The following is an 18,303-nucleotide window of genomic DNA, read 5'->3' on the forward strand; positions in this document are numbered from 1 at the left end:
TAAATCCGTCGTCTCAGGCGAGAGCCGCCTCACAACGCAGCAACATGCCGAAGAGGTCGCGTGGCTCATCCGGATCGGCCAGAAGATCCAGCTCCGCATAAAGACCGGTGCCCGGCAATTTCGAGCGCACGTAACGCAGCGCAGAGAAATCTTCCGTCGCAAAGCCGACGCTGTCGAACAGGGTGATCTGCCTCTCATCCGTCCGGCCCTGTTTTTCGCCGGCAATGACCTGCCATAACTCGGTCACCGCATAATCCGCCGGCAATTGCTGAATTTCACCTTCGATGCGCGTCTGCGGCGGATATTCGACAAAAATATCGGAGCGAAGCAGAATATCCCGGTGCAATTCCGTCTTGCCGGGACAATCACCACCCACAGCATTGATATGAATGCCGGGGCCGACCATGTTGTCGGTCAGGATCGTCGCATATTGCTTGTCAGCGGTGACGGTGGTGATGATATCCGCCCCTTCGACCGCCTCCTCTGCGCTGCCGCAGATCTTGATCGCAAGGCCCTGTCCGGCCAGATTGCGGGCGCATTTTTCGCTCGCCGACCGGTCGATATCAAAAAGCCGCAGCGTATCAATGCCGAGAATGGCCTTGAAAGCCCGCGCCTGAAATTCGCTCTGAGCACCATTACCGATGATCGCCATGGAGCGCGAATTCGGGCGGGCAAGGTGCTTGGCGGCAACGGCCGATGTAGCGGCAGTGCGCAGCGCCGTCAGGATCGTCATTTCGGTGAGAAGCAGCGGATAACCATTGCCCACATCAGAAAGCACGCCGAAGGCCGTCACCGTCTGGCGGCCTTCCTTCATGTTCTTTGGATGACCGTTGACATATTTGAAGCCATACAGCGTGCCATCGCTGGTCGGCATCAGCTCGATGACGCCTTCCTTCGAATGTGAGGCGATTCGCGGCGTCTTGTCGAAGCTCTCCCAGCGACGGAAATCCTCCTCCACCACATCGGCAAGCTCACGCAGGAAGGTGTCGATTCCCACCCGCAGCACGAGCTTCATCATATGGTCGACGCTGACGAAGGGAACGATATTGAGGTTCGGTATCACGGTCATCGCATCATCCCTTTCAGCCAGCCCGCGTCGGGCGATCCATGACCCGCTTGCCCATCAGGCTTGCGGCGAGATCCACCATCAGCGTCGCCGTCCTGCCGCGCTCGTCGAGAAACGGGTTGAGTTCCACGAGATCGAGACTGCAGACCAGCCCGCTATCATGCAACATTTCCATCACCAGATGCGCTTCCCGGAACGTTGCGCCGCCCGGAACGGTGGTGCCAACCGCAGGCGCAATCGACGGCTCGAGAAAATCGACATCGAGACTGACATGCAGCAGGCCGTTCGCCGCCTGAACTCGCGCCAGAAATTCGCGCAGCAGAACCGCAACGCCGTGCTCGTCTATCGAGCGCATGTCGTGAACGGTGATGCCGCTCTCTTCCAGCGCCGCCCTTTCGGCGGGGTCGACACTGCGGATACCGATCATGCCGATATTTTCTTCCGGCACGGCGTGGGAGAGCGGCGGGAAATAACCGGCAAACCCGTCACGACCGCTGAAATAGGCGACGGGCGTGCCATGCAGATTGCCGCTGCGTGTCGTCTCCAGCGTGTGATAATCGGTATGGGCATCGAGCCAGAGTACGAAAAACGGCCGACCCGTCTCGGCAACCCTGCGCGCCATGCCGGCCACGGTTCCTGCCGAAATCGCATGGTCGCCGCCAAGAAAGATCGGCACGGCATCCGCACTTTCGCGATAGGCCGCCTCCGTCAACGCCTCGGTCCAGGCCACGGTTTCCTCCAGATGATGCACGGCCGGATTGGGGTGGCGAAATTCCCTGAGCGGCGCCGGCGTCACATTGCCGGTATCGACCACCCGGTGCCCCAGATCCTCCAGCGCCCGCACGAGACCGGCGATGCGATAGGCGCTCGGCCCCATTTCGCATCCCAATTGCCCCGCTCCGATCTGCAGAGGTGCACCAACAAGCCTGATATCCATTCCCGTCCTCGCTTTCCCGACCAACAACATCACTAAACCATAGAGACATGGCGGATTGAACATCAAATATTGGCAAGATTATCGAAATGAATTATCAATCTGACAAAATCACTTTATCAAACTGGTAATCATGGATAATCTCGACGAACGGCTCGTGACCCTTTTGCGGCATAATGGCAGACGCAGCATTTCCGATCTGGCAGTGGAGACGGAAACCTCGCGCGCGACGGTTCGCTCACGCATCGAAAGAATGGAAAACGACGGCACCATCATCGGTTACACCGTCATCCTGCGCGCCGATGCTGTGGAGGCGGCAATCCGCGGTATCATGATGATCGAGATTGAAGGTCATGTGACGGACCGCGTCATCCGCACCCTCGGCGGCTTCCCGGAAATATCCGAAATCCACACCACCAACGGCCGCTGGGACCTGATCGTGGAACTCAACGCCGCCACGCTCAGCGATTTCGACGCCGTGCTGCGCCGCATCCGCCTGGTGCCCGGCATCACCGGCAGCGAAACCAGCCTGCTGCTCTCCACCCCGCGCTCCACACGCGCACGGCTCTAGCCAAGAGACAAAACGCAAAAGAGCCATGAAAACGCATTTTTCGATTTTTTCGACTTGCGCCCCAGCATAAATCATCTATATGACGACCCACCGAAGCGAACGCGGCAACGCGCTTCAGGCTTTTGGGGAATAGTTCAATGGTAGAACGACGGACTCTGACTCCGTTAATCTTGGTTCGAGTCCAGGTTCCCCAGCCAATTTCTTCAAATAAAATCAAACATCTATCATTCGTCGTGTTTGGCTTTTCGTTCTGCGCACTGTCACCGGGCTAGTCCCGATAGACAATTGCCCCCCCGGTCAAACCGGCTCCTGCGGCGGTGAGCAATAACGTCTCGCCCTTTGCGATGCGCCTTTCAGCGTTGGCAACGGAGAGCGACAGCGGAATGGTCGCTGCGGAGGAATTGCCGAAGCTCTCCACCGTGCGGACGGTTTTTTGCCGGTCGATGCCGAGATTGCCGCAGACTGCATCGAACATGCGGGCATTGGCCTGATGGGGCACGAAACGGTCGATATTGGTGGCCGACAGCTTCGCCTGTTGCATCACCCGCTGTGAGGTCCGGGTCATCAGCGCCACGGCGCGGGAGAAGACCTCGCGGCCGTCGCGCATCGTCATCAGCGTATCCTCGGTGGGCGTATCAGCGGCAAACGGCTGGCTGCTGCCGCCTGCGGCTATACGGATCAGATCGTAACCGCTGCCATCAGAACGCAGGTCGGCCGACAGCAGACCACGCTGCGCCTCCCGACACGGCTTGAGTATAACCGCCCCGGCAGCGTCGGCAAAAAGGACAGCGCTTGCCCTTTCCTGAAGATTGATGCGGCGGCTCAGAATATTGGCCGCAACGATTAGCACGGCGCGACCATTGGTGCGGACAAAACCATCGGCAAGGGTGAGCGCGTAAAGAAAGCCGGAACAGGCGCCGGCGAGATCGATACCGCCCGATTGCGTCAGGCCCAGCCGATGGGCCAGCAACGGTGCCGAAGGCGGCAGAAGGTGATCCGGCGTGGAGGTCGCCAGCAACGTCAGCGCGATGTCGTCAGGGGCGATTTCCGCGTCTTCCAGCGCCATGCGGCCAGCTTCGGCGGCAAGACCGCTCAGCGTGTCACCCTCTTGCGCCCAATAGCGCTTGAGAATGCCGGTTCGCCGCTCGATCCAGCCGGTCTCCAGCCCAAGGCGCACCTCTATCTCGTCATTGCCGACGCATCGCCCCGGAACGGCATGTCCAAAGCCGGCCATGCGCGAAGAAAGTATCTGCATTGTCTGGTCTTTCGAAAGTATCTTTGAGGGTGCGGATATCCGGTCTCACGCTTCGGTCACGATCGACGCCACTTCATCGATGGCATCGAAGGCACGGCTCAGATCGTCTGATGTCGAACAATAGGGGGGCAGCAGATAAAGCACGTTGCCGAGGGGCCGGATGACAAACCCGCGCTCGCGGAACAGAAGCCGCATGCGTGGCCCGACTTCGGCCAGATAACCGCCGGAAGGCACCACGAGATCGAGTGCTGCTATGGTGCCCGCCTGCCGGATATTGGCAAAACGTCCATCATCCGCAAAGCGCCGCAGATGGTCCCCCAGCACGTGTTCCAGTTGCCCGATACGCTGCGCCACCGGCTCATCCCGCCAGACTTGAAGATTGGCGACGGCGGCGGCGCAGGCAATCGGATTGGCGGTGTAGGAACTCGAATGGAAAAAGGTCTTGCGGCGGTCAGTCGAAAAATGCGCATCGAAGATATCGCCGCTGCACAGCGTGACCGCCAGCGGCAGGGAACCGCCGGTCAGGCCCTTGGAAGTGCACAGGATATCCGGAGAAATTCCGGCTTGCTCGCATGCGAAAAGGCGTCCCGTCCGGCCCCAGCCGGTCATTACCTCATCGGCAATGAACAGGCAGCCATGGCGTTCGGCAATCTGTCTCAGCCCGGCCAGAACATCTGCGCCATACATCTTCATGCCGCCGGCGCCGAGCACCAACGGCTCGATCAACAGAGCGGCGACACGGCCTGAACGGCAGAAATGTTCAAACATGTCGAGGGTGGCTTGCGCGCTGCCCTGTTCCGGAAAAGCCAGACGGTCGACACCGAAGAGCAGCGGCTCGTAAGCGGCGTTGAACACACCGCGTTCGCCGGTGGACATGGTGCCGATCGTATCGCCATGATAGCCATGCTCCATCACCACGATGCGATCACGTCTTTCTCCGCGGTTATGGAAATAGCCGAGTGCCATTTTCAGCGCCACTTCCACCGCGGTCGAGCCGCTATCGGAATAAAACACGTGTTCCAGCCCGGCGGGGGCAATGTCGATCAGCCCTCTTGCCAGCTCTTCGGCAGGCTCGTGGGAAAATTCCGCAAAAATGACCTGATCGAGGGCCTCCGTCGCGGCACGGATGGCGGCCATGATCGCGGGGTGCCGATGACCGTGGGTAATGACCCACCAAGATGAAATCGCATCGAATAGCCGAGTGCCATCCTCATCAACGAGATAGGCACCTTGCGTGGACACGATACGTTTCATCGGCGGCTCCAGCGCGTGCTGGGTAAAGGGATGCCAGATGGGCGAACGGCTCATGCCGTAACCTCCAGAAAATCGACAAGATTAAATTGTTGGGCGAAAGCCTGATGCAGCGCCCCGGCGGTCATCTGGGACAGACGCGGCAGACGGCCGAGTGCACGAACCCCGCCGATATCGGTGATGATGCGCTCATTTTCCGCGTGCTCGTCGCCGATGAAAACCAGACCATGCACCGGAATGGCCCGCAACCGCAGCGCCTCAAGCGACAGCAGCGTGTGGTTGATGGTGCCGAGCGCAGTTCTGGCGCACAGGATCAGCGGAATTTGCCAGCGGGCGAAGATATCTGCGAACAGCAATCTGTCGGTCAGCGGCACCAGAAGCCCGCCCGCCCCTTCAATTACCAGCGGCCCCTTCGTTTCCGGCGGCTGCAGGAGAGTGGGATCGATCGTCACACTGTCGAGACGGGCTGAAAGATGCGGCGAGGCCGGCATTTTCAGGCGATATGCTTCCGGCAGGATCCGGGTGCGCGGCGCACCACCCAGCCGCTCCACCGTCTCGCTGTCGGTCTCTTCTTCCAGCCCGGATTGGACCGGCTTCCAGTAGGAGGCCTGCAGGGCGTGGGTGAGCGCTGCGGCAAAAACCGTCTTGCCGATGCCCGTATCGGTTCCGGAAATGACGAAACGAAGGCTCATGCCCGCTCCTCCTTCAGCGTCAGGGCCAGCCGCCCAACCATATCGGCAATCTGGCTCTCATCCACATTCAGCGTGATGGAAAGACGCAGGCGCGCCGTTCCTTCCGGCACCGTCGGCGGGCGGATCGCCCGCACGTCAAAACCGCCTTCGCGCAGGCGCGCGGCTATGCCGAGCGAACGGGCATTGTCGCCGATCATCACCGGCATGATCTGCGAACCGCTTGACGTCACCCCGAGCCGGGAGCGTAGTTCTTCACCGGCAAAATTTATCAGCACCGCCAGCCGCGACCGCCGCCAACTTTCGTCAGCGACGATCCGCAAGGCTTCCCGCATCGCGGCCGCCATCAGCGGCGAAGGCGCGGTGGAATAGATGAAACCCCGGGCGCGGTTGATGAGGTAGTCGGCGAGAACCGCAGGCAAGCTCAGAAGTGCGCCGGAAAGCCCAAGCGCCTTGCCGCAGGTGTGCAATGCCACCACATTGCCCCGCCCTTCCAGCTCTGCCGCAAGACCACGACCGCCCGGTCCGAAAACGCCGGTGGCATGCGCTTCATCGACCACAAGAAAACCGCCATGCCGTTCGGCAAGATCGGCAAGCGCCGCAAGCGGCGCCCGGTCGCCATCCATGGAATAAAGGCTCTCAACCGCAATCCACGGCCGTCCACGACCGCCAGCCTGTCGCCAGCGGTTTATTTCCCGTTCGAACGCTTCGACCTCGTTATGTGGCACGGCGAGCGCCTGCGCCTTGCCGGCCGCGATACCATCATGCACGCTCGCATGGATCAACGCATCGTAAAGGACGAGATCATCGCGCAGCGGCAACGTCGAAAAAAGCGCGACATTGGCGGCGAAACCGCTGCCAAAATAGATCGTTTTTTCCGCCCCGAAAAACGCCGCCGCCTCCACTTCCAGCGCCTCATGTTCCGGGTGGTTGCCGCGAAGCAACCGTGAGCCGCCCGCGCCGACCGGCACGCCCCTTTCGATTGCTTCGGTAATCGCCGCCTTCAGCCGGGGCGCATCGGCGAGCCCGATATAGTCGTTGGAGGTGAAATCGATCCCCTGCTGGGGAACGAGCGCCCGTAGCCGCGATTTGCGGTGCAGGCCGGCAAGTTTCACCTCGTAAGCGGAGAGCGCCGATGCGTTCACCGGCCCTCTCCTGATGGTGCAGGCTGCAACTCCATTGGCTTAAGACCCAGACGCCGAAACAGTGCCGTATCGTGATCCTCACCTGGATTATCCGCTGTCAGCAGCGTTTCACCGACGAAAATGGAATTGGCCCCGGCCAGAAAACAGAGCGCCTGCGTCTCGTCGCTCATCTCGGTGCGTCCGGCGGAAAGCCGCACATGCGAACGCGGCATCAGGATTCGTGCCAGTGCGATGGTGCGGACGAAATCGATCGGGTCGACAGGATCCGCGTCGGCAAGCTTCGAACCGGGGATCGGGATCAGCATGTTGATCGGCACGCTCTCCGGCGGAACCGGCAGATTGGCGAGTGTCACCAGCATCGAAATGCGATCCTCGACCGCTTCCCCCATGCCGAGAATGCCGCCGGCACAGACCTTGATACCCGCATCGCGGACATTGGCGAGCGTTTCCAGCCGATCTTCAAAAGTGCGGGTGGTGATGATCTGCGAATAAAAGCGCTCGGATGTATCGACATTATGATTGTAATAGTCGAGCCCGGCATCGGCAAGCCGTTCGGATTGCTCCGGCGTCAGCATGCCGAGTGTCATGCAGGTCTCCATACCGAGAGCCTTGACGCCCTCGACCATCGCCACCACGGCCTCCATGTCGCGTTCCTTGGGGTTGCGCCAGGCCGCACCCATGCAATAACGCGTCGCCCCACCTTCCTTCGCCTTGCGCGCCTCCGCCAGCACCCGCTCCACTTCCATGAGCTTGGAGGCCTTCAGACCCGTCGGGTTGCGGGCGGATTGGCTGCAGTAACTGCAATCTTCAGGGCATCCACCCGTTTTAATGGACAAAAGCCTGCTCATCTGGATGGCATTGGCATCGAAATGACGGCGATGCACCTGTTGGGCTTGGAAAAGCAGGTCGTTAAACGGTAAATTATAGATAATTTTTGCTTCTTCTAGTGCCGAGCTTGCCTCAATTGCTGGAACCGCAACCTGATTTTGGGCCATTTGCGCAATCATCTGATCCATTTGACAGCCTCTCCTTCAAAATAAATAGATAGAACTCCTTTTTATCTATTTTTTTTATCTCTGTTTTTGCAAGCGCTTTTTTCGCGAAAATTCTCTGCGCCGTGAATCCGGCTGGACAGCGGAGCTAAAATCGACGGCTTCCGCCCCGGAAATTCATCGACCCCAAAGGTACTCGCGAAAAAGATGAAGGCGGCCCCATGGCGTGAAAAGATCGCAATTGCTAAGGGTGGGACATGATCACACTTCGCCCCTCCACCACCCGCGACGCACCCCGCATCCTCGACATATGGGGCCGGGCCGTCGACGCCACCCACGGCTTCCTTCTTCCGGCGGATCGCGCCGCGATCGGAGAGGAAGTCAAAGCCTTTCTCCCGCAAGTGCCCCTGACACTTGCGGTGGATGCTTCGGATGACCCGCTCGGCTTCATGTTTCTGCATGAAGGGCACATGGAGGCGCTTTTCATCGATCCGGATCATCACGGCAAAGGCATCGGCAAGGCGCTGGTGCAGGCGGCCATCGCCGCGCATCCGGAGCTGACCACGGATGTCAACGAACAGAACATCGAGGCCATGGGCTTTTACCGCAAGCTGGGGTTCGAACCGACAGGCCGCTCCGATCTTGACGGACAGGGGCGGCCCTACCCGCTCGTTCATCTTCGATTTCGCGCAACAGAAAAATAGGCCGCCGGGATCGTCGGGGAGGGCCAGGCCACGAATACCAACATCCGTTTCGCAACCGACGATTTCCTGCCCGAGCACCGCTTCGACCAATGGCGAGAGGTGCGCGGCAAAAGCCTGTTTGGCGTAACGATCGAGCTTGCGCGGGATCGCCGCCACAGCTTTCAGGGGTCATTTCAGGCACGAGCCATCGCCAACGCCGTCGTGAGCGAGATGCGCGCCTCCTCCTACCGGGTCGATCGCACGGAAGCCGACATTGCCCGCATTGCCGGTGACAGCCTCTGCATCGGCCTGCAGATCAGAGGTTCCGGGTTGCTCTATACGGGCAGGGACCGGGTTCATGCCGTTGGCGGCGGCGATATCACCATCAACCATTCGGATTTGCCCTATGCCGGAATACCGGGCGACGAAGACCATTTTCATTTCAGGATGCTCAAAATCCCCGTCGACTACGAGGCTATGCTTGGCCAGACGGCCTATGACCTGTTTGCGGCCCGTTATGCGGACAATGCCGCCTTCTCCGCGCCGTTCCGGGCGCTCTTCAACGCACTGAATGCCGATCATGGCCGGCTCATCGATCCCGCCCGCGATGTGACCCACATGACCCGGCTTGCGATGACGGCGCGCGGGCGGCTTTCTCCCGCCATGCCGGAGGTGCGCGCCGCCCTTCGCACCGGTCTTTGTTACGCAGCCCAGGACATCATGATGCGGAAAAAATCCCGGCAAAACCTGACGCCCGCCGCAGTGGCAAAAGAACTGGGAATTTCGCTGCGGCAATTGCACGTCGTGTTCGAGGGTGCTGAACTGTCATTTTCCCGCACCCTGTCCTCCATGCGGGTCGAGGAGGCAAAACGGCTGCTGCTGGAGGTTCCCGTTTTGCCGATCACGCAGATCGCATATGGCTGCGGTTTCGACAGCCTCGCCACCTTCTACCGGGTGTTTGCAGCCGCCTATGGCATGGCGCCGGGCGATGCCCGCCTCACGGGCCTGCCCGCGGTTTAAATTTTGCCTCTGCGCGCAATGAGAAGACGCCTCATCACCGCCCCTGTAAGGCCATGGATCGTCCAATCCAATCACCTCCAAAGAGAGGTGATGCCGGCAATTCGAGGAGCGCGCGCCATGACCAATTTTTTCGATTTTGCGATTTCCGGGCTGCCGGATACCGCCACGAGGGCCGGCAGGCCACCACTGAGCGAAATCGACGCGATGGTTCAAACCGCTTCTTTTACGGCCGCACTGCGCCTGTTGGCCGGGAGCTTCATAACCCTTTATGAAGGTTCACCCGAGATGATCGCGCTTTTCGCGACACGCCAGAGCCGGCTTCTGTGCCACGCGCTGGTGGCGCTTTATTTTAAGAAGCGCAGCATCTGCGAGACTGAAAGGGGCCAACCTTTCCTGACCCGCGAGGATTTCGCTCAACTGGCGCTGAAGAACGGCCTCGCCAGCCACGATGTCGCCTATATTTTCTTCAAGCAGGCGCTGAAACGCGGGCTGACGAGACCGGTGCCCCAATCCGACAGCGACAGGGTCGATGGCGTGGCGCCTTCACCATTGACGCTGGCGATGCTCGCCCATTGGTATGACGTCCATTTTCAGGCGTTGGACCTTATCGACGAAGGATTAAGGGCCTCACGCTTCATCGAGCGGTCCGAAACCATGCTCGCACACATCCATCCTCGCGTGGCACAGGCGCTGCTGTCCAATCCGGAAGTGCGCTGCCCCGGCCCGCTTTCCATCATCTTCAACTGGTTCGATGCTGGCGGCTTGCTGATGGACCGGCTGATTGCCGGTATCGACTGGGAAGGCCCTCTTGAACATGGCAGGCACCTGACGGATGTGAAGACCGCCTCACAACTGGCGCAATCGCTTTCACTGTCGCGAACCCACGTCAGCCGTAAACTTGCAGCGGCCGAAATGATCGGCGGCATCGGCTGGAGCGGGCGGCGGGGCCGTTCCGCCCTCTGGATCTCACAGGGTTTTTACGAGGAATATGCCCGCACACAGGCGCGCAAGCTGCTCATTCTCGATGATGCCTTCATGGAGATTTTCTAGGAATGGATAAGATCGCTGCCGTGATCGCGAAGATCGTGGATCCGGGCATGGTCATTATCCTGCAGCCTGCCGCGTCCCGCTGACCCTGCGTAAAAAAACGGCATCAATCGCATGCCGATGTTTTGAAAACAGCCGGTGCAGTGAAAGAAACACCGCAAGCATCAATGGCCATGCGATCAGGACATCGGACAGAAAATGTGCTCCCATCGCAACCCTGTTCAGCGAGAAAATCACGATAAACGGCATCAATGTCGCTGCGCTGATAAGCTGGAGTTTTTTGGGCAGGAGAATGGTGAAGGCCAGCAAAGCGATTGCGGTGGAGCTTTCACCAGACGGGAAAGAACAACTGCGCGCGCAGGCTCCATCAAACGAAAGAACCGGCGTGAAAAACAGGTTTCCTCCAAAGTCGCCGAGTTCCTGCGGCCTTGCGCGGGCAAACAGGCTCTTCAGGAGGTGGACAGTCGCCCCCGGCCCCAAGGCGTAAAAAGTAAGGATCAACAGCAATTTGTGAGGGCGAAAAACCCGCCTGAAGCCGGCAGAAAAGGGCACGGCAAAAAGCACGCATACAAGTCCAGGCAACAGAACAGACGGCAGAACACGGTTCAGATCGCGGACGGAAACTAAAAACCTGTCCTCCCCGAGGCGAAAGCCGTCGCTCCAGAATGCGAGGCTGACATCGAGATCGATATTCGGCCACTTGGAGAAGAACAGCATCATCGCGAATGCGACCGACAGAGCGAGCAGGGAGGGGTCGCGGAAAGCCCGACTTACGGTGCGACCGGCGCTGGCGCGAAATTTTGGCCTTGCGGGTCGTTTCAGCTTTTCGCATTCGGTTTTACTGAGGAGATACTGGCGCATGGCCGGTTCTTTTCCGCAGAAATGTCAAGCCTTTGCGGAGAAATACCCAAGAGCGTGAGGAAAACAGCTATCACGGCCGATATCTCACACGCGAACTCTTGCCCGATGCTTCGCACCGGCTTAGCGTCGCAGTATTAACGCGGCTTATATACGTAAAATTGCAGGTACAGCATGGACAGAGGGCTCATTCTCATCGTCGAAGACGACCCCGATATCATGCAGATTCTGGACGCCTATCTCATTCGCGATGGATACAGAACCGTCAGGGCGGGTGATGGAGAAACGGCGATCACGCATTTCTCCATGCTGAGACCGGATCTCATTCTTCTCGACATTGGCTTGCCAAAGCTCGACGGCATCGACGTATTGACGCGCATCCGGCGTGAGCGGGATACGCCGGTCATCATGGTGACAGCACTTGCGGAAGATATCGACAAGCTGACCGGCCTGCGCCTCGGCGCCGACGACTACATCATCAAGCCTTTCAATCCGCAGGAAATAATCGCGCGGGTGAATGCCGTCCTGAAGCGCACGCGACAGCCGGCCGGTGCTGGTATCCTGCGTTTCGGCGCCATCGAAATCGATACGGAATCCTATATAGCGGCGGTTTACGGTGAGGCGGGCAGAACCATTCTCCCCCTGACGCTCAGCGAATTCCGGATACTTGCCCATATGGCGCGCCGCCCCACCCATGCGTTTCAGCGCGCAGATATTCTCGACGCCTGTTTGCCGGAGAGCGACGCGCTGGCGCGCACGATCGACACGCACATTGCCAATCTGCGCAAGAAGCTGACGGATCATGGCGCTTGCGGCTATCTGGTCTCGGTGCGCAGCATTGGCTATCGGCTTGCCGGAGAGCAGAAACCATGAGGTTCCGGCGCCTGAGCCTCAGCACGATGACGGCGATCACGATCACCACGATGCTCATCTTTGCCGTTGCAATGGTCTATTACGGCGTGTCCTGGTATGCGGACAACATTCAGGAACGCGCGATTGCCGGGCTGTCGCCGGACGCCGCCAAAGCCTTCTCGGACATAGATCGCGGCGTGATGCCGGACCAGCAGCAGCTCCAGGCGCTCCTCGACGTTTTGCCCGTTGTGCAGAGTGCGGGCGATGACGAGCTCGTCGCATCGGTGTTCGTCTTCGGACTGGCCGGTGTGCTGCTGTGCAGTCTGCTCGGCTATATCATCTCCCGGCGCATTGCCGCCCCCTTGCGGGAGCTGACCATGGCCGCCCAGCGCATGGCCGCCGGCGACTTCAGCAGCGGCGAAAAGGTCAAGGCAAACCGTATCGTCGAAATCGTCTTTCTGGTCGACAGTTTCGACAGCCTGAAACAGGAGCTTCAGATGATGGAGCGCCGCCTGAAATTTAATACGATGGCAGTTGCCCATGAGCTGCGCACCCCACTGACCATCCTGCAAGGCCGTTTGCATGGCATTGCGGATGATATCTTTCCCCTCGACAAGCAGGCCATTCGCCATCTCATTGTCCAGGTGGAAGGGCTGGCACGGCTGGTGGATGATCTGCGGACACTTTCTCTGGCGGAAACCAACAGCCTCGTGAAAGACATTGAGCCGCTTGATCTCGCAACCGAATGCGCGGCGGTGGTGGAAGCGGCAAGGCCTCTTCTCGACGAGGCCGGTATCTGTCTCGACCTGTCGCTGGACCCGGCTCCCGCTCATGGCGATCGTCAACGTCTTCGGCAGCTGCTCCTTATCCTGATCGACAATGTACGCCGTTATGCGGCAAGCGGGAAAAGCCTGCGCTGTTCAACCGGCATTCGGGAGGGGCGTCCCTTTGTCGCCATCGAAGACAGGGGGCCGGGCTTTCCACCCGGCGTCGAGGCGCACGGCATCGAACTCTTCTGGCGCACGGAACCGTCACGTGCCCGCACCACCGGGGGTACGGGGCTCGGCTTATCGATCGCCCGAGCCATTGCACAGGCACACAATAGCGACATGCAGATCGCGGCCGGACAGGATGGCGGAACGATCGTGACAGTCCTCTTCAAGGCAACCGCCTGAAAAACTGACACTTATCGTCTTTTTTCCCTGCACAGGGGGCGATCCGGGCTCAGCGCAGGCTCCACCATTTCTCGACACAATCTTCACAAATCCGGCGCATGCACGGCTGCAACACCCATGCTCGCCGGAAGCCAAACCTATGCCGCACACCAACGATGCCGCCATTCAGACAGAAAAATTTCCGGCAAAGGATGATCTGGCGCAGAAGGCATCGGACGCAGCCGAATTCACCTTGTTTTGGACAATCGTGACCTTCGTCCGGCGCGCGCACTGGAAGCGGGCAGTCCTTTTCTGGATGCGCTTTGCCGCCAATCCCGTCGTTACCTTTCGGTGGTGGCAGTTTCTGGCCGCTTTTTCGGCAAAGCGGAAATTGCCGCCGCCCCATGATGAACTGCTGCAGAAACCGCTGTCGAAGTTTCTTGTCGGCGAAATTTCTCAGCAGAGGCGACTGCTTTTTCTCGTGGAGAATTTCATAGTTGCGGACCGTCATTTCACGAAGACCGTCATGAGCGGGCTCTGGGCAGGAAAGACACTGGAGATGGGCATCGTTCATGGCCGAAAGGATGAGTACCGGTGCACCCTTGCTCTCGCGGATTGTTGCGGGGGCCGCCACGAGGGGGCTTTTGCTGTCCGGTTGATGCGTAACCGCGACGAGGCCGTTCTGTGGACCGCAAAGTTCATTTTTCTGGGGCGATACGAGCGCGACCACCATACGATTGTCGTGGGCGGTATGCAGGGGCCGCGCGCCGCAAAAGATGAAATGGTGTCAGTCACGCGCGATCTTTGCGGACTTCGCCCCAAGGAGGCGGTCCTAATGGTTCTGCAGGGACTGATGCCCCGAAGCGCAAGTGCCTATTTCGCCGTCGCCCGCGCCAGACACCCGATCCACTATCGCCGCGCCCGGCGGCAAAAAATGATGATTGCGGATGTCGACGCGTTCTGGCGCGAACGCTCTGCGGAGCCGGACGAAACATTCGGTTTCAAAGTACCGGTCTCCAGTCTTGAGGGTGCGGACAAACGCAGCCGGATGAAGCTGTCTTTCTTTGAAATCGGCAGGCGCTTTCTGGAAGGCGAACCCGGCAAAGGCGATCAGGATATTCCAACCCGAGCGGCAATGCGGTCGACAATCTCAAATGTGCTGGGTCAGTAGAGCCCAATGCATTTGTTGATGGTTATGGGCGATACCCATTGACAAACCTCAGGACTACGGCTCTTCTACGGCGCATGAATGGGATGTTGCGAGCATCGAAATTGATGGCCCTGTTGTTCAGGCTGGTGATGGTACTGTCACTGGCGGGTTACAGCGTTTCCACCGTCAATGCCGCAATGCATGCCGAAAATGACGTTCCGATCTCTCAGATCGAGAACGACCATTCGTCAGGCCGGGGTCACCACGACGCCGCCGTTCAGGATCACGGCGACCACGCCGATCAACACGACCACGCCAGCAAGGAAAAATCGAAGAATTCCTGCTGCCAGGATTATTGTGGTGTTGCGGCCATTCCGTGTCCCTCCTCATCCCTGAGCCATCCGACCGTCATTTCCCTTCGCGCGTTCATCGACGATACGAACGCTGCCGGTCTGGCACCGAAGCTTCAACGCCCCCCTAATATCTGAATATCCGGAACCGCTTTGCGGGCTTTCCTGCGCCTGCACGCGTGAGCGTGCTGGAGCAATCATGATCTTATTCCCGGATTTTCACCATGAAACGTTTGTTCCTGGTGGTTGCCCTGCCGCTTTTTGCGGGCGGATGCGCAGCCACCTTACCTGAAGTCGTCATATCGACCGACAGCCCCGACACTCTCTCCAGCGTCAGGCCCATTCCGTATCAAAATCCGATCGGAGCTTACACGCACCGCGTTCCCGTCGATCCGAAACCCTGGCGTGGCCTGAACGATGCACAGGCGCCAGCGAAGGGAGGCGCGTGATGATCCCACGTCCTGTCAGACTGATATCCTCCCTCCTGTTTCCGCTCATCGCGGCAGGCTGCGTTACGACTGATTATGCCGCCAAGGATGCGGGATTTGCCGATGCAACGCTGAAAACCGCCGAAGCAACCGGCAAACAGACTATCTGGGTGCAGAACCAGCAGCAGGCGCAGGTGGTGCGCGACCGTGTCAAAATGCTGATGGCCAAAAAGACCATCGATGTCGAAACCGCCGTTCAGGTCGCATTGCTGAACAATAAGGGGCTGCAGGCATCCTATGCGGATCTTGGAGACAGCGCTGCCGACGCCTGGCAGACGCAACTTTCCGTCTTTCCCACCTTTTCCGTCAGCCTGAACGGCATCGGAACGCCCGGGCTCGCCATGTATCGCGTCCTCGAAGGGGCCGTCACCGCCAATATTCTCGCTTTGGCGACCTATGACAAGAATATCAGACTGGCGGATACGCGCTTCCACCAGGCTCAGGTCAATGCGGCCATCGCCACCGTATCGCTTGCCGCGGAAACCCGTCGGGCATGGATCAACGCCGTGGCCGCCTGGGAAAACGTCGCCTATCTCAATCAGGCAAAGGTCGCGGCCGACGCCTCTTCGGAACTTGCGAAAAAGATCGGTGAAGCGGGATCGATGCCCAAGGCCAATCAGGCCCGTGAGCATGTTTTCTATGCCGAGCTGACGGGAGAAACGGCAAAGGCGCGACTGGCAGCAAAACTCGCCAAGGAAGAGCTGATCCGGTTGATGGGACTTTCCGGCATGGACGCCGAGTTCCAGATCCCGAACCGGCTTCCTTCCCTGCCCAAAACCCTGATAGCGCGCAACGATATCGAGGCGGAAGCAATTCACAAACGCATGGATTTGCAGGTCGCCCGCCTCGAATTGCAGGCAACCGCGCAATCCTATCGCCTGGAAGACGCCACCCGCATCGTCACCGATATCGAGTTGGCCGGAAACTGGGAGAAGGAACGCGAACGCGAGGACGGTGCCACCCGTTCGGACATTGCAAGAACCGGTTCGCTGTCCTTCACGATCCCGATTTTCGATTCCGGGCAGGCGCGTCTGCGCAAAGGCGAACTCGCCTATATGCGCGCGGCCAACCAGCTGGCCGGGCTGGCCGTCGACATCCGTTCGCAGGCCCGTTCCGCCCATCTGGCCTACAGGTCGAATTACGACATTGCGCGCCACTACCGCAACAATGTCCTGCCCCTGCGCAGCGCGATCGAGGAGCAATCGCTGCTGTCCTATAACGGCATGATTACCAGCACCTTCGAGCTGATCGCCGATACCCGCGAAAAAATCGAATCCACCATCCTCGCAGTCAACGCCAAGCGCGACTTCTGGTTGGCCGAAGCCAACCTTGCCCCCGTCATCTATGGCGGAAGCACGGGCAGTGCTGCGGCCGAAACTGAAGTCGCGTCGGCTGAAGCGCCGGCAGGCGGCGGTCATTGAGAAAGGAAACGGGAATGTTCAGCAGAAGACAATTGCTTGGAGCAGGTGCGGCCGGTGCCGCGCTCGTATCCTCCAAAACCTGGGCGCAGACGTCCAATATGGGCCTGCCGGAGGCGGCCAGCGTGGAAGGTGCTGCGACCCAGACACCCACCCGCCCCTCAACAGGCCCGGACTACAACCCGGTCGTCACCCTCAACGGATGGACCCTGCCCTTCCGGATGAATAACGGCGTCAAGGAATTCCATCTCGTCGCCGAACCGGTGGAACGCGAGATGGCCGAAGGCATGACCGCCTATCTGTGGGGTTACAACGGCCAGTCTCCCGGCCCAACCATCGAGGCCGTGGAAGGTGACCGGGTGCGTATCTTCGTCACCAACAAATTGCCCGAACATACGACGGTTCACTGGCACGGCATGATCCTGCCTTCGGGCATGGACGGTGTCGGCGGCCTGTCGCAGCCGCATATCCCTGTCGGCAAAACCTTCGTTTACGAGTTCGATCTCGTGAAATCCGGCACCTTCATGTACCACCCGCATTCCGACGAGATGGTGCAGATGGCCATGGGAATGATGGGCTTTTTCGTCGTACATCCCAAGGACCCGGCGTTCATGCCGGTGGACCGGGACTTCGTGTTCCTGCTCAGCGCCTTCGACATCGACCCGGGAACTTACGTGCCCCGTGTCATGGAGATGACCGATTTCAATCTCTGGACCTGGAACAGCCGGATCTTTCCCGGCATCGATCCGCTGGTCGTGTCGAAAAATGACAGGGTGCGGGTGCGTGTCGGGAACCTCACCATGACCAACCACCCGATCCACATGCATGGTTACGACTTCGAGGTTACCTGCACTGACGGTGGCTGGGTTCGGCCGGAAGCGCGGTGGCCGGAAGTCAGCATCGACATTCCCGTCGGTGCAATGCGCGCTTACGAGTTCGACGCCAAATATGAGGGCGACTGGGCGATCCATTGCCACAAGTCGCACCACACCATGAACGCCATGGGTCACGAAATCCCGACATTCATCGGTGTCGATAAAAAGGAAGTCGCCAAGAAAATCCGGCAGATCCGCCCCGAATACATGCCGATGGGCACCGCCGGCATGGCTGACATGGCGGAAATGTCGATGGAGATACCCGAAAACACCGTGCCCATGATGACCGGCTGGGGTCCCCACGGCCCCATCGAAATGGGTGGCATGTTCTCGGTGGTGAAAGTCCGCGAAGGTATCTCCGCGGGCGATTACGCCGATCCGGGCTGGTATGAAAACCCGCCCGGCACACAGGCCTTTGAGTGGACGGGCAATCTCCCCGACGCACCCAAAGCCAAAGATGCAAGCACGCAGCCCCCATCGGCCCATTCGAACCATGGCTGATCAT

19 protein-coding genes and 1 tRNA gene are annotated in these 18,303 nt (G+C 59.5%); 12 read left to right on the forward strand and 8 right to left on the reverse strand.

The genetic code is table 11. From position 1 onward, the window contains the following. Window positions 1-13: 13 nt before the first annotated feature. On the reverse strand, window positions 14-1,069 hold the full coding sequence (locus FCH38_RS18675; protein ID WP_174374703.1) for an ornithine cyclodeaminase: 1,056 nt from the start codon (window positions 1,067-1,069) through the stop codon (window positions 14-16). A 13-nt stretch (window positions 1,070-1,082) separates the two neighbouring features. After that, on the reverse strand, window positions 1,083-2,003 hold the full coding sequence (gene rocF, locus FCH38_RS18680; RefSeq protein WP_174374704.1) for an arginase: 921 nt from the start codon (window positions 2,001-2,003) through the stop codon (window positions 1,083-1,085). Between the two features lie 130 nt (window positions 2,004-2,133). Between rocF and FCH38_RS18685 the strand changes: the two genes are divergently transcribed. Then, window positions 2,134-2,571 carry an Lrp/AsnC family transcriptional regulator gene (locus FCH38_RS18685; RefSeq protein ID WP_065116260.1) on the forward strand — a complete coding sequence of 146 codons (438 nt, stop codon included), beginning with the start codon at window positions 2,134-2,136 and terminating at the stop codon, window positions 2,569-2,571. Window positions 2,572-2,694: 123 nt separating this feature from the next. After that, window positions 2,695-2,768: transfer RNA gene (locus tag FCH38_RS18690), tRNA-Gln, on the forward strand. A gap of 71 nt (window positions 2,769-2,839) precedes the next feature. Here the strand turns inward: FCH38_RS18690 and FCH38_RS18695 are convergent. The 5 genes from FCH38_RS18695 to bioB are packed head-to-tail and all read right to left on the reverse strand — an operon-like array spanning window position 2,840 to window position 7,918. Beyond that, window positions 2,840-3,826 (reverse strand): beta-ketoacyl-ACP synthase III, encoded by a 987-nt coding sequence (locus FCH38_RS18695; protein WP_174374705.1) that lies wholly within the window; start codon window positions 3,824-3,826, stop codon window positions 2,840-2,842. A gap of 45 nt (window positions 3,827-3,871) precedes the next feature. Further along, on the reverse strand, window positions 3,872-5,134 hold the full coding sequence (locus tag FCH38_RS18700; protein WP_174374706.1) for an adenosylmethionine--8-amino-7-oxononanoate transaminase: 1,263 nt from the start codon (window positions 5,132-5,134) through the stop codon (window positions 3,872-3,874). Further along, window positions 5,131-5,769, reverse strand: coding sequence for a dethiobiotin synthase (gene bioD / locus FCH38_RS18705; RefSeq protein ID WP_174374707.1), 639 nt, complete (start codon window positions 5,767-5,769; stop codon window positions 5,131-5,133). Before bioD ends, FCH38_RS18700 begins: the two co-directional genes overlap by 4 nt. Next, window positions 5,766-6,911: an aminotransferase class I/II-fold pyridoxal phosphate-dependent enzyme gene (locus tag FCH38_RS18710; RefSeq protein WP_174374708.1), complete on the reverse strand. Its 1,146-nt coding sequence runs from the start codon at window positions 6,909-6,911 to the stop codon at window positions 5,766-5,768. The genes bioD and FCH38_RS18710 overlap by 4 nt, the downstream gene beginning before the upstream one ends. Further along, the gene (gene bioB / locus FCH38_RS18715; RefSeq protein WP_423753174.1) at window positions 6,908-7,918 is read right to left on the reverse strand and encodes a biotin synthase BioB; all 1,011 of its coding nucleotides are present in this window, start codon (window positions 7,916-7,918) and stop codon (window positions 6,908-6,910) included. Before bioB ends, FCH38_RS18710 begins: the two co-directional genes overlap by 4 nt. 242 nt (window positions 7,919-8,160) lie before the next feature. Here bioB and FCH38_RS18720 point away from each other — a divergent pair, with 242 nt between their 5' ends. The 3 genes from FCH38_RS18720 to FCH38_RS18730 all read left to right on the forward strand — a co-directional run bounded on the left by FCH38_RS18720 (window position 8,161) and on the right by FCH38_RS18730 (window position 10,656). Next, entirely contained in the window at window positions 8,161-8,607 is a 447-nt protein-coding gene (locus FCH38_RS18720; protein WP_174374710.1) for an acetyltransferase, read from the forward strand. A 99-nt stretch (window positions 8,608-8,706) separates the two neighbouring features. Then, on the forward strand, window positions 8,707-9,606 hold the full coding sequence (locus FCH38_RS18725) for a helix-turn-helix domain-containing protein (protein WP_174374711.1): 900 nt from the start codon (window positions 8,707-8,709) through the stop codon (window positions 9,604-9,606). Between the two features lie 117 nt (window positions 9,607-9,723). Further along, complete coding sequence (locus FCH38_RS18730) at window positions 9,724-10,656, forward strand: hypothetical protein (RefSeq protein WP_174374712.1); 933 nt, start codon at window positions 9,724-9,726, stop codon at window positions 10,654-10,656. 54 nt (window positions 10,657-10,710) lie between these two features. Here the strand turns inward: FCH38_RS18730 and FCH38_RS18735 are convergent, their stop codons facing one another. Further along, window positions 10,711-11,514: a phosphatase PAP2 family protein gene (locus FCH38_RS18735; protein WP_174374713.1), complete on the reverse strand. Its 804-nt coding sequence runs from the start codon at window positions 11,512-11,514 to the stop codon at window positions 10,711-10,713. A 171-nt stretch (window positions 11,515-11,685) separates the two neighbouring features. On the opposite strand from FCH38_RS18735, the gene FCH38_RS18740 reads away from it, so the two are divergent. From FCH38_RS18740 to FCH38_RS18770, 7 genes are all read left to right on the forward strand, one after another. Beyond that, window positions 11,686-12,384 carry a response regulator gene (locus tag FCH38_RS18740; protein ID WP_153515675.1) on the forward strand — a complete coding sequence of 233 codons (699 nt, stop codon included), beginning with the start codon at window positions 11,686-11,688 and terminating at the stop codon, window positions 12,382-12,384. Next, window positions 12,381-13,538 (forward strand): ATP-binding protein, encoded by a 1,158-nt coding sequence (locus tag FCH38_RS18745; RefSeq protein WP_174374714.1) that lies wholly within the window; start codon window positions 12,381-12,383, stop codon window positions 13,536-13,538. Before FCH38_RS18740 ends, FCH38_RS18745 begins: the two co-directional genes overlap by 4 nt. A 295-nt stretch (window positions 13,539-13,833) precedes the next feature. Next, complete coding sequence (locus FCH38_RS18750) at window positions 13,834-14,688, forward strand: DUF535 family protein (RefSeq protein ID WP_236776651.1); 855 nt, start codon at window positions 13,834-13,836, stop codon at window positions 14,686-14,688. Between the two features lie 104 nt (window positions 14,689-14,792). Continuing rightward, window positions 14,793-15,155 (forward strand): hypothetical protein, encoded by a 363-nt coding sequence (locus FCH38_RS18755; protein ID WP_236776652.1) that lies wholly within the window; start codon window positions 14,793-14,795, stop codon window positions 15,153-15,155. A gap of 86 nt (window positions 15,156-15,241) precedes the next feature. After that, window positions 15,242-15,466 (forward strand): hypothetical protein, encoded by a 225-nt coding sequence (locus FCH38_RS18760; protein WP_149901289.1) that lies wholly within the window; start codon window positions 15,242-15,244, stop codon window positions 15,464-15,466. Then, a complete protein-coding gene (locus FCH38_RS18765; RefSeq protein WP_174374716.1) occupies window positions 15,466-16,926 on the forward strand; it encodes a TolC family protein in 1,461 nt (486 codons plus the stop codon). Before FCH38_RS18760 ends, FCH38_RS18765 begins: the two co-directional genes overlap by 1 nt. A 14-nt stretch (window positions 16,927-16,940) precedes the next feature. Next, entirely contained in the window at window positions 16,941-18,299 is a 1,359-nt protein-coding gene (locus FCH38_RS18770; RefSeq protein ID WP_174374717.1) for a multicopper oxidase family protein, read from the forward strand. Window positions 18,300-18,303 lie beyond the last annotated feature (4 nt).

It is taken from the genome of Agrobacterium tumefaciens, from assembly GCF_013337285.1.
GTDB lineage: Bacteria > Pseudomonadota > Alphaproteobacteria > Rhizobiales > Rhizobiaceae > Agrobacterium > Agrobacterium burrii.

Bases quoted from the DNA above. Each gene is read 5' to 3' on its own strand.
- FCH38_RS18675 (WP_174374703.1), bottom strand. From the start codon at position 1,069: ATGACCGTGATACCGAACCTCAATATCGTTCCCTTCGTCAGCGTCGAC.
- rocF (WP_174374704.1), bottom strand. From the start codon at position 2,003: ATGGATATCAGGCTTGTTGGTGCACCTCTGCAGATCGGAGCGGGGCAA.
- FCH38_RS18685 (WP_065116260.1), top strand. From the start codon at position 2,134: ATGGATAATCTCGACGAACGGCTCGTGACCCTTTTGCGGCATAATGGC.
- FCH38_RS18695 (WP_174374705.1), bottom strand. From the start codon at position 3,826: ATGCAGATACTTTCTTCGCGCATGGCCGGCTTTGGACATGCCGTTCCG.
- FCH38_RS18700 (WP_174374706.1), bottom strand. From the start codon at position 5,134: ATGAGCCGTTCGCCCATCTGGCATCCCTTTACCCAGCACGCGCTGGAG.
- bioD (WP_174374707.1), bottom strand. From the start codon at position 5,769: ATGAGCCTTCGTTTCGTCATTTCCGGAACCGATACGGGCATCGGCAAG.
- bioB (WP_423753174.1), bottom strand. From the start codon at position 7,918: ATGATTGCGCAAATGGCCCAAAATCAGGTTGCGGTTCCAGCAATTGAG.
- FCH38_RS18720 (WP_174374710.1), top strand. From the start codon at position 8,161: ATGATCACACTTCGCCCCTCCACCACCCGCGACGCACCCCGCATCCTC.
- FCH38_RS18730 (WP_174374712.1), top strand. From the start codon at position 9,724: ATGACCAATTTTTTCGATTTTGCGATTTCCGGGCTGCCGGATACCGCC.
- FCH38_RS18735 (WP_174374713.1), bottom strand. From the start codon at position 11,514: ATGCGCCAGTATCTCCTCAGTAAAACCGAATGCGAAAAGCTGAAACGA.
- FCH38_RS18740 (WP_153515675.1), top strand. From the start codon at position 11,686: ATGGACAGAGGGCTCATTCTCATCGTCGAAGACGACCCCGATATCATG.
- FCH38_RS18745 (WP_174374714.1), top strand. From the start codon at position 12,381: ATGAGGTTCCGGCGCCTGAGCCTCAGCACGATGACGGCGATCACGATC.
- FCH38_RS18750 (WP_236776651.1), top strand. From the start codon at position 13,834: ATGCGCTTTGCCGCCAATCCCGTCGTTACCTTTCGGTGGTGGCAGTTT.
- FCH38_RS18755 (WP_236776652.1), top strand. From the start codon at position 14,793: ATGGCCCTGTTGTTCAGGCTGGTGATGGTACTGTCACTGGCGGGTTAC.
- FCH38_RS18760 (WP_149901289.1), top strand. From the start codon at position 15,242: ATGAAACGTTTGTTCCTGGTGGTTGCCCTGCCGCTTTTTGCGGGCGGA.
- FCH38_RS18765 (WP_174374716.1), top strand. From the start codon at position 15,466: ATGATCCCACGTCCTGTCAGACTGATATCCTCCCTCCTGTTTCCGCTC.
- FCH38_RS18770 (WP_174374717.1), top strand. From the start codon at position 16,941: ATGTTCAGCAGAAGACAATTGCTTGGAGCAGGTGCGGCCGGTGCCGCG.